The organism is Nocardia sp. GTS18 (genome assembly GCF_013839555.1).
Taxonomy (GTDB): Bacteria; Actinomycetota; Actinomycetes; order Mycobacteriales; family Mycobacteriaceae; genus Nocardia; species Nocardia rosealba.
This window is the reverse complement of the sequence record NZ_JACBIU010000034.1, coordinates 36,183-51,042: the sequence shown is the minus strand read 5'-3', so window position 1 is coordinate 51,042 and position 14,860 is coordinate 36,183. Positions and strand designations below refer to the sequence as shown.

Genomic DNA, 14,860 nt, shown 5'->3' with positions numbered 1-14,860 from the left:
CCACCCGAACTCGTCGTGCAACGGCTCGATCAGAACGCTGGGGACCGAACGGAAGGCCGCCGCGCCGAGGAGCGCGACGAAGCCGACGCCCGCGACGATCCAGGCGGGGTGCAGGGTTCGGCGGGGCCCGTCCACGAGCCGGTCGGCTACCCCCGGTTCGGGGTCGCTCGGGGCCTTACCGGCGGGCGGGGGGGGGGGCGGCCGGAGGCGGGGACGACGCGGTGCCAGGGGAGATCGGAGGAGTCGGTGCGCATGATCCAGCCGACCGTGCGCGGCGAGGACAGGCCTACGGCGGCGGCGAGGTCGCCGTAGGTGGCGACGCGGCCGGGTGGGATGGCGGCGACGAGGGCGCGCACCCGTTCCACCTGGTCGTCGGTCGTCGCGGGCACGGGCTACAGCACCGACGCGATGAGCGCGGCCGTCTCGGCGGGACGGGCCTGCGGGACCATGTGGTCGCAATCCCAGTCGTGAGCGGTGAAATCGGCGAGCTCGGCGGCCAGCGCACCACGGAATTCGGCCGTGACATACGGCGGCTGCACCTTGGCGGCCTGGACCAGCACCGTCGGCACGTCGGCGGGCGGCAGCACGAACGGACGGGCCAGCTGTCCCCAGTACGAGGTGATCGCCGGCTGGAAGGTGCGCCACCGCACCCGGCCGCCCTCGGCGGGCACCAGGTGCTCGGCGAGCTCGCGCTCGAGCTCGGCCGGGTCGACCTCGTCGGGGCCCCACGCGCTCACCTGTTTGTCCGAGCGGGCCTCGTCGACATCGGTGTAATCGGGTGAGGCCAGGTCGGCGGCGGCCACCTGTTCCATCAGCTTCGGGTCGATCCCGATGGCCGGATCCAGCAGCACCAGCGAGCGCACGAGCTCGCGATGGGCGCGCGCCAGATAGATGCCGACCGCGCCACCGAACGAATGCCCGACCACGACGACCGGGCCGTCGGTCTCCGCCCGCACGAGTGCGGCCACATCGGCGGCGAGAGTATCGATATCCCACGGCGGCAGCGAGGTGGAACGACCGTGTCCGCGCAGGTCGGGCGCGATCACCCGGGCCTGCGGCAGATGCCGGGTGGCGAGGGTTTCCCATCGGTTGCCATGGCCGGTGAGGCCGTGCAGGGCGAGGACGACGGGACCGTCGGCGGGGCCGAAACGTTGCACATGAAGCGACGACACGACAGTCATTGTGGCCGGTCGCGCGCTGTCGCGCAGCGTGTCCCCCGATGGGGGTGGGCGGGCGTGTCGGTGGGGTCTGTTGCAATAGCCGATGTGGTGCGATCGGATAGCTCGGTGCGACTCGTGCGCCGGACGACGCGAGCGCCCCGGCCGCGAGCCTGGGGCGCGCCTGTTCGCGCGCTGTTCGCCGAACAAGCCCAACCCGCCCCGCCGCGCCCCGGTTGGCTGCCCTGGCAGGTGCTCGGCGGCCCCGGCACGGGCAAGACCTCGCTGCTGGTCGACCTGGTCGCGGCCCGCATCACCGACGGTGCCGACCCGTCCTCGGTCCTTGTCCTCACCCACACCAAACACGCCGCCGCGGCCCTGCGCGACGCCATCACCCACCGGCTCGGCCCGCACACCGGCATCCCCGGTGCCAGCCGCGAACCCATGGTGCGCACGCTGCACTCCTACGCCTTCTCGGTGCTGCGCCGCCACGCCGAACGGCACGGCAACCCGCCGCCACGTCTGCTCACCGGTGCCGAACAAGACGCGGTCCTGCGCGAGATGCTGCGCGGCGACCTCGAGGACATCGAGCAGGGCGCGCGCGGACTGTGGCCACCGCGCCTACAACCCGCGCTCGCTCTCGGCGGGTTCGCCGAACAACTGCGTGACCTGATGTTGCGCGCCACCGAACGCGGGATCGGCCCCGAGGACCTGATGAGGCTGGGCCGCGAACACGACAACGACGCGTGGGTGGCGGCGGGCCGGTTCCTGCAACGCTACGAAGAGGCGTCGATGCTGCGCTGGTCGGTCGGTGTGGCCGCGCCGGAAGCCACCGCGCCCGCCCTCGACGCCGCCGAACTGGTCGGTGCCGCCCTCGACGCGCTCGCGGGTGACCGCAATCTCCTTGCGGCCGAACGTGATCGGATCCGCTACCTGCTCGTCGACGACGCCCAGCACCTGGATCCGCAAGCCGCGACCCTGGTGCGCGCGATCGGCAGCGGTAGCGCGAGCACTGTTGTCACCGGCGACCCCGACCAGGCCGTCTTCACCTTCCGTGGCGCCGACTCGCGGTTCCTCGTCGACCTCGACACGAGCCCCCAACGCCGAATCATCCTGCGCCACAACCATCGCAGCGGTGCGCCGATCCGCCTGGCCACCGCGCGCATCGCCGCCCGGCTGCCGGGCAGTGCGCGGCATCGGGTGCTGCCGGGGCAGGAGTCGCGCGCTGACCTGAACGAACCAGAAGCCGAGGTGGAATCGCGCGGTGGCGAGCCGGCAGCCGGACCGCCGCCGGACGACGAGACCAGCGTGCGGGTTCGGGTGTTGTCGACGCCCGCCAAGGAAGCCGCGCTGATCGCGGACCATCTGCGGCGGGCACATCTCACCGACGGCGTGCCGTGGTCGGACATGGCGGTGATCGTGCGATCGGTGCCGTTGTCGCTGGCGCCGTTGCGGCGGGCGCTGCTGGCCGCCGGAGTGCCGGTGCGCAGGCCCGCCGTGGCCGAACCGCTGGCGCGCAGGCGTGGCGCGGCGTGGATGGTGCTGGCGCTGCGGGTGCTGCTGGCCGGTGACCGGTCGCGGCCGGGATCGCGACGGGCCATCGACTCGGTGTTCTCGCCCGAAGACGCCATGGATCTGCTGTCGGGGCCGCTCGGTGGGGCCGATCAGATCGCCCTGCGCAGGTTGCGCCGTGGCATCCGCCGCAGCGTGCTCGACCTCGAACGCACCGGCGCCCTGGCGGGTACACCGCCCGAGGCGGCGGATCAGTTCCTGCTGTGGGACGAACCGCCGCCACCACCGGAACTGCCCGAGCCCGAACCGGATCCGATCGACGACGAGTGGCTGCCCCCGCCGCCGGACCCCGACGACCCGCTGCGCCCGGAGCCTGAACCGGATTGGGATGTCGCCGAACGACTTCCCGACGACATCGACGTTCTCGACGCCGAAACCATGCCACCCGCACTGGATGTCGTCGCCACCCCGACGCGCCCGGAACCGGCCGAGGTGCCGCTGATCGATCAGTCCTCGGCAGAGGTGCTGCGTGACCTCATCGTCGGTATCGGCGAGCCCCGTCTGCTCGACGGTCTCACCGAGGTGGAGGCGGCCCCGCTGCACCGGGTGCTGCGCGCCGTCGACAAGGCCAGGCAGGCCCAAGCGCGTGACAAGGGCCTCGAGGACGTGCTCTGGACCCTGTGGACCAGTTCACGACTGGAGCGCCGCTGGTTCCGGCAGTCCCGTCGCGGCGGCGCGGCCGGTATGCAGGCCGACCGCGACCTCGACGCCGCCGTCGAATTGTTCGACGCCGCAGCGGCCTACGTCGACCGGCTGCCCAAGGCTGGCATCGAGGGTTTCGTGGAATATCTGCTGCACCAGCAGATTCCGCAGCAGGGCAGGCCGATGACCGCCGAAACAGAGGCCGTCACGCTGCTCAGCGCACACGCGGCAGCGGGCCGGGAATGGGACGTGGTCGCGGTCGCCGCCGTACAGGAAGGCATCTGGCCCAACCCGCGTGCGCGCGGCACGTTGCTGCACACCGAGGACCTGGTCGACCTGGTGACCGGTGTCGACCCGGCGGCGAAGACGAACCGGGCGGCCCCGATTCTCGCCGAAGAACGCAGACTGCTGCTCGTCGCGTGCAGCCGGGCTCGGCGCTCGCTGCTGGTGACAGCTGTCGAATCCGTTGCGGGAGACCAGGATCTGGTGCCGTCTCGCTTTCTCACCGAGCTGCTCGGCGACGACGACACCGGCGAACCGGGCGCCCTGCCCGTCGCCGATCCCGGCCGCGCGCTGGTGATGCACGCGCTGGTCGCCGAATTGCGCGGTGTGGTCTGCGATCCCGGCGCCGACCCGCAGCGCCGCGACCGCGCGGCCCGGCAGCTGGCACGCCTGGCCGATGCCGGTGTACCGGGTACCGACCCCGACGACTGGTACGGCACCGCGGCGCTGAGCAGCGAGCGCGAACTGTGGGACGACGACGATTCGCCCATCGGTCTGTCCCCGTCGACCGTCGAACTGCTGCGCACCTGTCCGCTGCGCTGGGCGCTGGAACGTCACGGCGGCACCGACGGCGACAACCCGCACGCCGTGAAGGGCAACCTCGTGCACACCCTGGTGCAGGCACTGGCGGGCAACGTGCCCGAACACCAGGTGCGCGCCGCCCTCGACCAGGCGTGGAAGGCGATCGACCCCGCCACCGGCTGGCACTCCCGCCAGGAACTGCGCCGCACCGAGGCCATGCTCGAGACCTTCCTCGCCTGGGTGCGCACCACCCGTGGCGAACTCACCCAGGCCGGGGTGGAGGTGCCGGTGGACTGCGTGCTGCCGCCGCGCGCCGAAGGGGAACGGCCCGTGCGTATCCGGGGCCGGGTCGACCGGCTCGAACGCGACGCGCAGGGCCGCTTCGTGATCGTCGACGTGAAGACGGGCAAGACACCGATCAGCGCGAAGACCGTCGCCGACCACGCCCAGCTGGCCACCTACCAGGTCGCCGCCGCCCACGGCGCGCTCGACGAGGAGGACACCGAACCCGGTGAGCCGGGCGGTGCGCGCCTGGTCTACGTCGCCAAACCGCACAACAAGACCGGGGCGACCGAACGCGCCCAGGACCCGCTCGACGCCGAGGGACTCGAGCAGTGGCGAACCACCATTCACGACGCCGCCGCGGCCACCCGCGGCCCCGGCTACCTCGCGGTGCGCAACGACGGGTGCAGGCACTGCCCCGTCGGCGGTAGTTGTCCCGTGCGTGACACCGGACGGCAGGTGACCGACGAGTGAGCGGCGTGCGCGTCACCCCGCAGCGGCTGGCCGACGCGCTCGGCCTGCCGCCACCGACCGACGAACAGGCGGCTGTCATCGCGGCCCCGCCCGGTCCGACGTTGGTGGTCGCGGGCGCGGGTGCGGGTAAGACCGAGACGATGGCCGCGCGCGTGGTGTGGATGGTCGCGAATCAGCTCGTCGCCCCCGACGAGGTGCTCGGTCTCACTTTCACCCGAAAAGCCGCACAGCAGTTGACCTCTCGCATCCGTACCCGGCTCGCCCGCTTGGCTGGCGCACCGCTGGTGCGCGAGATCGATCCCAGCGGTGCGCTGCGCACTGTCATCGCGGGCGCCGAACCGGAGATCAGCACCTACCACTCGTACGCGGGCAGGCTGCTCACCGCGCACGGTCTGCTGCTGCCGGTGGAACCCTCGGCCGCGCTGCTCACCCAGACGCAGCTGTGGCAGCTCGCCCACGAGGTGGTCCGCTCCTGGGACGGCGACCTCGATACCGACCGCACCCCCGTCTCGGTCACCGAGGCGGTGCTCGCGCTGTCCGGGCAGCTCGCCGAGCATCTGGTGGAGCCGGAGGAACTCGCCGAAGCCCACGCCGAGCTGGAAAAACTCGTCTACACGTTGCCCGCCGGACCGCGTCAGCGCGGTGGTCCGAGCCAGAAGCTCCAGGACGTGGTCAACGCCCAGCGCGAGCGCGTCGCCCTGCTGCCGCTGGTCCGTCAGCTCGCCGAGGCACTCGAGCGCCGAGGCGCTCTCGACTTCGGCTCGCAGATGTCCCTGGCTGCCCGCCTGGCCGTCGACCACCCGGAGGTCGCCGCCGCCGAGCGCGCCCGCTTCAAACTGGTCCTGCTCGACGAATACCAGGACACCGGCCACGCCCAACGCGTCCTCCTGTCGGCCCTGTTCGGCAATGCGAAAGCGGTAGAACACAATCGGCGCACCGAGCCGGTACGTGTGCGGGCATCGGCCACGCCCGACCATGCGACGCTGTGGTCGGACGACCCAGCCCACGGTGAAATCGGCCCCGACGGGCGCCGGGCAGCTGGCTCCAGTCGCCACGGTGATGGGGGTGGTGAGCGCCGCGATGGCGTCGCAGGCGAAGGTCGCCCTGGAGAGTCGGATGGTGAGGGTCGCCGTGGTGAGGCGGATGGTGAGGGTTACCGCGGTCAGGCCGATGGTGAGGGTCGCCATGGGGACGGGGGCGGTGGGCGGCGCGGTGGTGCCGGCGGTGGTGAGCGCTACGTTCGTGCAGATGGCGGCGGCGCCGATTCCTCGGACTCCGGCCTGCTGGGTGAAGACGGTACTGGCGGGTCGGGGTGCGGAAGTAGGGGTGGGGAAACAGGTTCCGGCGGGCTTGCGGTGACGGCGGTCGGTGATCCGATGCAATCGATCTACGGGTGGCGTGGTGCATCGGCGGCGAACCTACCTCGGTTCGCGACGGATTTCCCTGTGCGCGAGGGTGTTCCGGCGCCGATCCTGCCGTTGCTCACCAGTTGGCGGAATCCGCCGGAAGCGCTGGCGCTGGCGAATCTCGTGGCCGACCCGTTGCGGTTGCGGGCGCGCGCGGCCGGGGGTGCGACTGTGGATGCTCTGCGTGCCAAGCCGGATGCGCATGCGGGCACTGTCGAATTGGCGCTCACGGAAACGGTTGCGCAGGAGCGCGACTGGATCGCCGAGCGGATCGCCCGCGAATGGATCCAGGCACGGGAAGACGGTAAACCGCCGCCTACATCCGCGGTATTGATCCGGCGCAACGCCGATGCCGCACCACTGGCCGAAGCCTTGCGCGAACAGGGTCTTCCGGTCGAAATCGTCGGTCTCGGTGGCCTTTTGGCGACCCCCGAGGTGGCCGACATCGTCGCCACGCTGCGACTAATCGCCGAACCGGGCACCGGAAGCGCGGCGGTGCGCATCCTCACCGGCGCGCGCTGGCGCATCGGTGTCGCCGACCTCGCTGCCCTGGCCAAGCGGGCGCGCATGCTGTCGATCGGCAGCCTGTCCGGCGATGCCTCCACCGCGATCACCGACGCGAGCGGGCTGGCATCGGCCCTGCGCGAGGTCGCCCCCGAACCGACCGAGCGGGCGGGACTTGCCGACGCCATCGCCGACCCCGGTCCGGCGGAGAACTATTCGGAGGCGGGTTACGCGCGCATCATCGCACTCGGCGAGGAACTGGCCGCCCTGCGCGAACGCAGTGGGCAACCACTGGTCGAACTCGTCGCCGATGTCGAGCGGACGATCGGTGTCGGCGTGGAAACCCAGACCCGCCGCGCCATCGCGGGCGGTGGCGCGGGCCGCGAGCACCTGGATGCTTTCGCCGAGGTCGTCGCGGGCTACGCCGCCGATTCGCGTGCCTCGCTCAGCGGCCTGCTCGCCTTCTTCACCGCCGCCGAATCCGTCGAAAACGGTTTGGAGCCGGGCGAAGTGGAGGTCGCCCGCGATCGCGTGCAGGTGCTCACGGTGCACGCGGCCAAGGGCCTCGAATGGGAGGTCGTCGCGGTGCCGCACGTGAGCGCCTCGGTGTTCCCCTCGACCACCGCACTGAGCACCTGGCTCGGCGCCCTCACCGAACTCCCCATCACCCTGCGCGGTGACCGCGCCCAGCCCGACGCCGCCGAAGGCGTCCCGGTCCTCGACCTGAGCGGCGTCGGTGACCGCGCCGAACTCGAACAAGCCATCGCCGAGCACCGCGACGCCCTCAAGAGCCGCCGCCTGGACGAAGAGCGCCGCCTGTTCTACGTCGCCCTCACCAGAACCGAACGGGTACTGCTGGTTTCGGCCTACTACTGGCCCGAAACCGGCACTTCGCAGAAGGGGCCGTCGGAGTTCCTGCTCGAACTCAAAGAGGCCAACGACGACCCCGACAGCCCCGCCCACGGTGTCGCGACCGTCGTCCGTTGGGACGACAAACCATCGGCCGACGCGGCCAACCCCTTCGCCGACAACCCGCCGACCGCCCAGTGGCCCCGCGACCCCCTCGGCGACCGCCGCGACCCCATCGAACAGGGCGCCACCCTCGTCCGCGAAGCCCTCGACCAGTTACGCAGCACGCCGACCGAATCCGCGCCCGAGGACGACGATCCCGAAGGCTGGGCCAACGACGTCGACGCCCTGCTCGCCGAGTTCACCGCGGCCGAACTCGCCGAACAGCAGGTGGAACTGCCCGGTCAGCTCCCCGCCACCGCACTGGTCGAACTGCGCGCCGACCCCACCCGCCTGGCCGCCCGCCTACGCCGCCCCCTGCCCTACCCACCGAACCCGATGGCCCGGCGCGGCACCGCTTTTCACGCCTGGGTGCAGTCCTGGTACAGCACCGACCAGTTGCTCGGCCTCGACGAACTGCCCGGCGCCGCCGACACGGCGGGCCCCGCCGATCAGGAACTCGCCACCATGCAGGCCGCCTTCCGTCGCTCACCCTGGGCGCACCGCAACCCCATCGACGTGGAAGTGCCGTTCGAAACCAGCATCGCGGGCACAGTTATCCGCGGCCGGATGGACGCCGTCTTCGCCGAACCCGGCGGCCGCTGGATCGTCGTCGACTGGAAGACCGGCGCCGAACCCGGCCCCGCCGACGAACCCGCCGTCGCCATGCAGCTCGCCGTGTACCGCCTGGCCTGGGCCCGCCTGGTGGCCGCCCGCACCGGCGAATCCGAGGACGCGATCCTCCAACGAGTCGGCGCCGCTTTCCATTACGTGCGCTCCGGCCGCACCATCGCCCCCACCGACCTGGCAGGCCCGGACGAACTGGCCCGCCTCATCCACGACGCCGCCCCGGAAAACAAGGACACCGAACAGCAAGCCCCCCACTGAGCCGATACTCTTCCCGCGAAGCGGAAAACCACGACCGGTGGAGGCGGTGTTCAGCGCCGAACCCGCGGCGCCAGCTAGTCTTCCTCGCGAAGCGAATACGACGGCCGGTGTCGGCGCGTCGCGGCCTCTGGACTGACCGAAGGGTGCGACGAAGGAGTGCCCGTAGGGAGGGAAGGGGCAGCGTTCCGTACCGAGACCCGCGACGCCAGCTAGTCTTCCTCGCGAAGCGAATACGACGGCCGGTCTCGGCGCGTCGCCGCCTCTGGACTGACCGAAGGGTGCGACGAAGGAGTGCCCGTAGGGAGGGAAGAGGCGGCGTTTAGCGCCGAGACCCGCGGCGCCAGCCGCCAAAAAAGGAGCGCGACGATGTTCGACAAGCGCCGCCCGCTCGGGCTGAGTAGCAGTCCCGACTACGCGCTGGTCGGTTTGTTGCGCATCCCGGTCGAGCAGATCAGTCCCTGGACCTCGCTCACCCGCCGCGTCCTTTTCGCGATCCTGCTGCTGTTCACCGCCGCGGGCGTGGTGTATCTGGGCCGCCACGGCTACCGCGACAACTCCGGTGACGAGTTGTCGTTCCTCGATGCGATGTACTACGCCACGGTGTCGCTGTCGACCACCGGGTACGGCGATATCGCCCCGATCACCCCGTCCGCGCGGCTGGTGAACATCATCGTCATCACACCCCTGCGTGTCCTGTTCCTGATCGTGCTGGTCGGCACCACTCTCAGCGTGCTCACCGAGCGGTCCCGGCAGGCGTTCAAGATTCAGCGATGGAGGCACACCGTGCGCAATCACACCGTTGTCGTCGGTTACGGCACCAAGGGACGCACCGCGATCGATGCCATGCTCGGCGACGGTGTGCAGGCTTCCGACATCGTCGTCGTCGACACCGATCCGATCGCGCTGGAGGCGGCGGCGGGTGCGGGTCTGGTCACCGTGCACGGTTCGGCGACCAAGTCCGATGTGCTGCGTCTGACCGGCGTGCAGCGGGCGTCGTCGGTGATCGTGGCGACCAACCGCGACGACACCGCGGTGCTGGTCACCCTCACCGCCCGCGAACTGAACAAGACCGCCAAGATCTGTGTCGCCATCCGCGAGGCCGAGAACACCCACCTCGTGCGCCAGTCCGGCGCCGATTCGGTGGTGGTGTCGTCGGAGACGGCGGGCCGGTTGCTGGGGATCGCCACGACCACCCCGACGGTCGTGGAGATGATGGAGGACCTGCTCACCCCCGAAGAGGGTTTCGCGGTGGCCGAGCGTGAGGTGGAGCCGAGCGAGGTCGGCGGGTCGCCGCGTCACCTGTCCGACATCGTGCTGGGCGTGGTGCGCGACGGTCAGCTGATCCGCGTCGGTGAGCCCGAGGTCGACGCGCTCGACGCGGGCGACAAGCTGCTCTACATCCGCAACGGCGGCAAATAGCGGCACCGGCTAGGCTCGGCGATGTGTCCTTCCGGCTGAAAGACGTTCCGCTGCTGTCGCGTTCCACCATCGATCGGGCCGAGCACGTGCGGGTCGATCCCGCCGCGCTGCGCGAGGGTTGGGGTAAGGCCCGGGTGCTGCGGGTGGATCCGCGCGGGCGGGTGCGGGTGGACGGCGGCACCGTCGTCCTCGACGCGGCCACCGCGTTCGGTGATTTTCCCGAGGACCGGGCGGTGTTCCTCGGAGTCGCCGAGGGCGCGCACCTGTGGGCGGTGCGGGAGCCGGAACTCGAGGGCACGCTGAAGGATCTGCGCACGCTCGGCGCGGTCGACGACTTCACCGCCGAACTGCTCTCCACGGCCTACGCCCTGCTCAACTGGCACGACCATGCCGGTTTTCACGGCGGTGACGGGACCTCGACCACCCTCGCGCGCGGCGGCTGGTCCCGGTTGACCGGCACCGGCGTCGAGGAGTTCCCCCGCATCGACCCCGCCGTGATCGTCCTGGTCCACGACGGCGCCGACCGTGTACTGCTCGCCCGCCAGCACAGCTGGCCGCCCGCGATGTTCTCGCTGCTCGCCGGCTTCGTCGAAGCGGGTGAATCGCTGGAACGGTGCGTGGAACGCGAGGTCCGCGAGGAGGTCGGTGTCGACCTGCGCGAGATCCACTACCTGGGCAGCCAGCCGTGGCCGTTCCCGCGCTCGCTGATGGTCGGGTTCGCCGCCGTCGGCGATCCCGCGCAGGAACTCGCCTTCTCTGACGGTGAGATCGAAGAAGCGCACTGGTTCACCCGCGACGAGGTCCGTGCCGCGCTGAATCTCGGCGACTGGTCGACCCGCGACACCAACGCGCGCCTCCTCGTCCCCGGTTCCATCTCGATCGCCCGAACGATCATCGAATCCTGGGCGGAGGTCTGAGTTCGAATTGACAGGTCGGGGTGCGGTTTTCGACGTGCCCGGCCCTTTTGTCTTGCGCACAGGTAGGTACTGACTGTGTTTTTGGAGCGCTGGCGCGCTCGAGCGCGGCCCCTGGGGGGCCGCGAGTTAGCCGCCGTTGCTCGCGCTTCGCGCATGCGCAACGGCGGCTAACTCGCGGCCGGGCCGCTACGCCGCTTCGCGGCGGTCCCTCCTCGAGGTCGGGACGTACGGGGCCGGGAGTGCGGTTATGACGGACTGAAAGTAGTGCCGGGTAGCTGGGAGTGCGGCGGCCACTGCACTCCGATGTGATCAGCTCTGAGCCGCCAAAGCCTGCTTGACCTGCGCCAACGTCGGATTCGTCGCAGTCGATCCATCCCGATACTTCACCGTCGGCACGACGTGGTTGCCGTTGTTGACGCTTCCCACGAAGTCGGCCGAGGCGGGATCCTCTTCGATGTCGATCACCGTGTACGTGATGCCCGCCTCGTCGAGCTGGGTCTTGAGGCGGCGGCAGTAGCCGCACCAGGTGGTGGAGTACATCGTCAGGTCAGGGGTTGTTTCGCTCACGCGATGTGCAACGTCTCGACCGGCCCTGGTGTTCCGGCCGGGTTCTTGTCGGCGGGCGCTGTCATGATGGTGGCCGTGTCAGCACTCGATCTCGCCGCCCTCGACCCGGAACAGGCCGCCGCGGTGCGGGCACCGAGGGGACCGGTGTGTGTGCTCGCGGGCGCGGGTACCGGCAAGACCAGGACCATCACCCACCGCATCGCACACCTGATCGCAGGCGGTCACGTGAAAGCCGACCAGGTCCTGGCGGTGACCTTCACCGCGCGCGCCGCGGGGGAGATGCGCGGCAGGCTGCGGGCGATGGGCCTCGGCGGTGACGCCGGGCAGGTGCAGGCACGCACCTTCCACGCGGCGGCGCTGCGGCAGCTGCGGTACTTCTGGCCGCAGGTCGTCGGCGATGTGCCGTGGCGGTTGCTCGACAGCAAGTTCCCCGTGGTCGCACAGGCCGCCAACCGGGCGGGACTGGGCAGCTCGACCGAACTGATCCGCGACCTTCTCAGCGAGATCGAGTGGGCCAAGGCCTCGCTGATCGCCCCGGAGGACTATCCGGCGGCCGCCGCGAAATACCACCGCGACGCCCCGGTCGAGGTCACCCGGGTGGCCCAGGTCTACGCCGGGTACGAGTCGGCGAAAACCTCCGCCGACGGCCTGCTGCTCGACTTCGACGACCTGCTGCTGCACACCGCCGCCGCGCTCGAGGACTACCCGGCTGTCGCCGACGAATTCCGTGGCCGATACCGCAGTTTCGTCGTCGACGAGTACCAGGACGTCACGCCGCTGCAGCAGCGGGTGCTCGACGCCTGGCTCGGCGAGCGCGACGACCTCACCGTCGTCGGCGACGCCAACCAGACCATCTACTCCTTCACCGGCGCCACCCCCAACTACCTGCTCGACTTCTCCCGCCGCTTCCCCGACGCCACCGTCATCCGGCTCGAACGCGACTATCGCTCCACCCCGCAGGTGGTGTCGCTGGCCAACCGCGTGATCGGGGCCGCGCGCGGCCGCATCGCGGGCACCCGGCTCGCGCTCGTCGGCCAGCGCCCCGACGGCCCGGAACCCGAATTCGCCGAGTACCCCGACGTGCCCGCCGAGGCCGCGGCCGTCGCGGGCAAGATCAAGAAGCTGATCGCCGCGGGCACACCGGCGGCCGAGATCGCGGTGCTCTACCGGATCAACGCTCAGTCCGAACCGTTCGAACAGGCGCTCAACGAGCGCGGTATCCCGTTCCAGGTGCGCGGCGGCGAAGGGTTCTTCCAGCGCCAAGAGGTGCGCCAGGCCGTACAGAAGCTGCGTCAGGCCGATACCCGCGACGACCTGCCCGACGAGGCGCGCAGCGGGGGTGGACTCATCACGCTGGTCCGCGCCGAGCTGGCCTCGGTCGGGCTCACCGCCGAGGAACCCGCCGGCGCCCAGGCCAAGGAACGCTGGTCCGCGCTGCTCGCACTGGTGCAGCTCACCGAGGAACTCGTCGGCCACGACCCGGAGATCGACCTCACCGGGCTGCTTCGCGAGCTCGCCACCCGCGCCGAGGCCAAACACCCGCCGACCGTCGAAGGCGTCACGCTGGCGTCGCTGCATGCGGCCAAGGGCCTGGAATGGGACGCGGTGTTCCTCGTCGGCGTCAGCGACGGCACGCTCCCGATCCAGCACGTGCTCGGCGACGACGGCAGCCCGTCCGACCAGGCGGGCCTGGAAGAGGAACGCCGGCTGCTCTACGTGGGCGTCACCCGCGCGCGTGAACATCTCGCGGTCTCGTGGTCGCTGGCCCGCGCCGAGGGTGGCCGACGGGTGCGCAGGCGTTCGCGGTTCCTCAACGGCCTCGTCCCCGACGACTCGCCCGCCTCGCGCATCGCCGCGACGGCCACGGGCCCCAAGGACGCCGACGGCAAACGCCCACTGTGCCGGGTCTGCGCGAAACCGCTGATCGGCACCTACGCCTCCATGCTCGGCCGCTGCAGGCGCTGCCCGGCCGAACTCGACGCCGAATTGCTCGCGGCCCTGCAGGAGTGGCGCGCGGAGAAGGCGGAGGTCCTGCGCGTGCGCGACTTCGTGGTGTTCACCGACACCACCCTCACCGCCATCGCCGAACAGCTCCCCGCCGACGACAAGGGGCTGGCGGCGATCGCGGGCATCGGCCCGAAGAAGATCGAGCAGTACGGCGCCGATGTGCTCGCGATCGTCGCGTCGCGGATGCGGGCGAAGACACAAAACCCCAGGTAGAAAATAGGTTGTCCGGTTATCGATCTTTGCCTATGGTGGACAGCACGCACCGAGAGTGATCTCGGCGCGCGGAAACTATCAGCACACGAGTTCAGGAGGGAGGCAGTCAGATGAACAGCAACACCGCATTCGTCGCGATGGGCAATCGCGACCTGGTGAACGAATTCATGGTGTCCGCCTCCCGGGGGGTCCTCGCTCTGCAGGGGACCGGTCTGTCCGGCGTCGATACCAAAGCTGTCCCGATGACTGTCATGCATCGGCACAGCCCTATTCGTCTCCAGGACAAGCCCATTGTGGGTTGGCAGCCGACCGCCGTTCCGGCATCGGCAGACACCGTCGCCGATGAGGCCGGATATGCACCGGCAGTCTTCGGCGGCGCAACCCGCCTCCGCGTCCACCCAGCGACCGTGCTCAGGTCTCGACACAGATGTCGAACTAGGTAGGAATTCCTCCCTAGACCTCCTGGCCACGGATCGCGAGAAGCGAAATCCGTGGCCATTGTTTTCGGCTCCTCAGCCGCAGGCTCCGGGTTCGCACACCGAACACCACGACTGCAACGAGCTGAAGGAGAACGACGTGTTCACCGCCCAGGACTGGCCGACGGCCACTACTGACGTGACATGCCGAACCGTGGCGCAGACCCCTCGCGTCCGTGAGGTCACCACCAAGACCCTGCCCTGCCGGGCCGGAAACCCCGATCTGTGGTTCGCCGAGAGCCCCACCGATCTCGAGCAGGCCAAGCAGCTGTGCGCCTCCTGCCCGATCCGTAAGGGCTGCCTGACGGCGGCCATCGACCGCGGCGAGCCGTGGGGTGTCTGGGGCGGTGAGATCTTCGACCAGGGTGTCGTGATCGCCCGCAAGCGCCCGCGTGGTCGCCCGCGCAAGGTCGCGATCCCGGCATGAGCGGTCAGCGGCTGGAGGCGGCAGCGGAGTGTAACCACGCAGGCCGCCCGAGCATGCCGCATGAACACAGCATGAACCCCGGAAAAGGGTTGTACCG

Annotated in this window: 9 protein-coding genes and 1 pseudogene; 7 read left to right on the top strand and 3 right to left on the bottom strand. The window is 70.4% G+C overall.

Features of this window, described 5'->3' with window-relative positions:
• Nucleotides 1-188 precede the first annotated feature (188 nt).
• Nucleotides 189-389: pseudogene (locus tag HYG95_RS21315) on the bottom strand (MGMT family protein); the annotation flags it as partial.
• Between the two features lie 3 nt (nt 390-392).
• A complete protein-coding gene (locus HYG95_RS21310; RefSeq protein WP_181700407.1) occupies nt 393-1,181 on the bottom strand; it encodes an alpha/beta fold hydrolase in 789 nt (262 codons plus the stop codon).
• 114 nt (nt 1,182-1,295) lie between these two features.
• Here HYG95_RS21310 and HYG95_RS21305 point away from each other — a divergent pair, with 114 nt between their 5' ends.
• The 4 genes from HYG95_RS21305 (at nt 1,296) to nudC (ending at nt 11,073) form a co-directional block, all read left to right on the top strand.
• Nucleotides 1,296-4,931, top strand: coding sequence for an ATP-dependent DNA helicase (locus tag HYG95_RS21305; protein WP_181700420.1), 3,636 nt, complete (start codon nt 1,296-1,298; stop codon nt 4,929-4,931).
• On the top strand, nt 4,928-8,737 hold the full coding sequence (locus HYG95_RS21300; RefSeq protein ID WP_181700405.1) for an ATP-dependent DNA helicase: 3,810 nt from the start codon (nt 4,928-4,930) through the stop codon (nt 8,735-8,737). Before HYG95_RS21305 ends, HYG95_RS21300 begins: the two co-directional genes overlap by 4 nt.
• 366 nt (nt 8,738-9,103) lie before the next feature.
• The gene (locus tag HYG95_RS21295; RefSeq protein ID WP_067491584.1) at nt 9,104-10,156 is read left to right on the top strand and encodes a TrkA family potassium uptake protein; all 1,053 of its coding nucleotides are present in this window, start codon (nt 9,104-9,106) and stop codon (nt 10,154-10,156) included.
• A 23-nt stretch (nt 10,157-10,179) separates the two neighbouring features.
• Nucleotides 10,180-11,073: an NAD(+) diphosphatase gene (gene nudC / locus HYG95_RS21290; RefSeq protein ID WP_181700403.1), complete on the top strand. Its 894-nt coding sequence runs from the start codon at nt 10,180-10,182 to the stop codon at nt 11,071-11,073.
• Between the two features lie 309 nt (nt 11,074-11,382).
• On the opposite strand, the gene HYG95_RS21285 is transcribed toward nudC, so the two are convergent.
• Nucleotides 11,383-11,613: a mycoredoxin gene (locus HYG95_RS21285; RefSeq protein WP_067637296.1), complete on the bottom strand. Its 231-nt coding sequence runs from the start codon at nt 11,611-11,613 to the stop codon at nt 11,383-11,385.
• A gap of 90 nt (nt 11,614-11,703) precedes the next feature.
• Here HYG95_RS21285 and HYG95_RS21280 point away from each other — a divergent pair, with 90 nt between their 5' ends.
• The 3 genes from HYG95_RS21280 to HYG95_RS21270 all read left to right on the top strand — a co-directional run bounded on the left by HYG95_RS21280 (nt 11,704) and on the right by HYG95_RS21270 (nt 14,763).
• Entirely contained in the window at nt 11,704-13,860 is a 2,157-nt protein-coding gene (locus HYG95_RS21280; protein WP_181700418.1) for an ATP-dependent DNA helicase UvrD2, read from the top strand.
• A 110-nt stretch (nt 13,861-13,970) separates the two neighbouring features.
• On the top strand, nt 13,971-14,303 hold the full coding sequence (locus tag HYG95_RS21275) for a hypothetical protein (RefSeq protein WP_181700401.1): 333 nt from the start codon (nt 13,971-13,973) through the stop codon (nt 14,301-14,303).
• 133 nt (nt 14,304-14,436) lie between these two features.
• Entirely contained in the window at nt 14,437-14,763 is a 327-nt protein-coding gene (locus HYG95_RS21270) for a WhiB family transcriptional regulator (RefSeq protein ID WP_279537537.1), read from the top strand.
• Nucleotides 14,764-14,860 lie beyond the last annotated feature (97 nt).

Bases quoted from the DNA above. Each gene is read 5' to 3' on its own strand.
- HYG95_RS21310 (WP_181700407.1), bottom strand. From the start codon at position 1,181: ATGACTGTCGTGTCGTCGCTTCATGTGCAACGTTTCGGCCCCGCCGAC.
- HYG95_RS21295 (WP_067491584.1), top strand. From the start codon at position 9,104: ATGTTCGACAAGCGCCGCCCGCTCGGGCTGAGTAGCAGTCCCGACTAC.
- HYG95_RS21285 (WP_067637296.1), bottom strand. From the start codon at position 11,613: ATGTACTCCACCACCTGGTGCGGCTACTGCCGCCGCCTCAAGACCCAG.
- HYG95_RS21280 (WP_181700418.1), top strand. From the start codon at position 11,704: ATGATGGTGGCCGTGTCAGCACTCGATCTCGCCGCCCTCGACCCGGAA.
- HYG95_RS21275 (WP_181700401.1), top strand. From the start codon at position 13,971: ATGAACAGCAACACCGCATTCGTCGCGATGGGCAATCGCGACCTGGTG.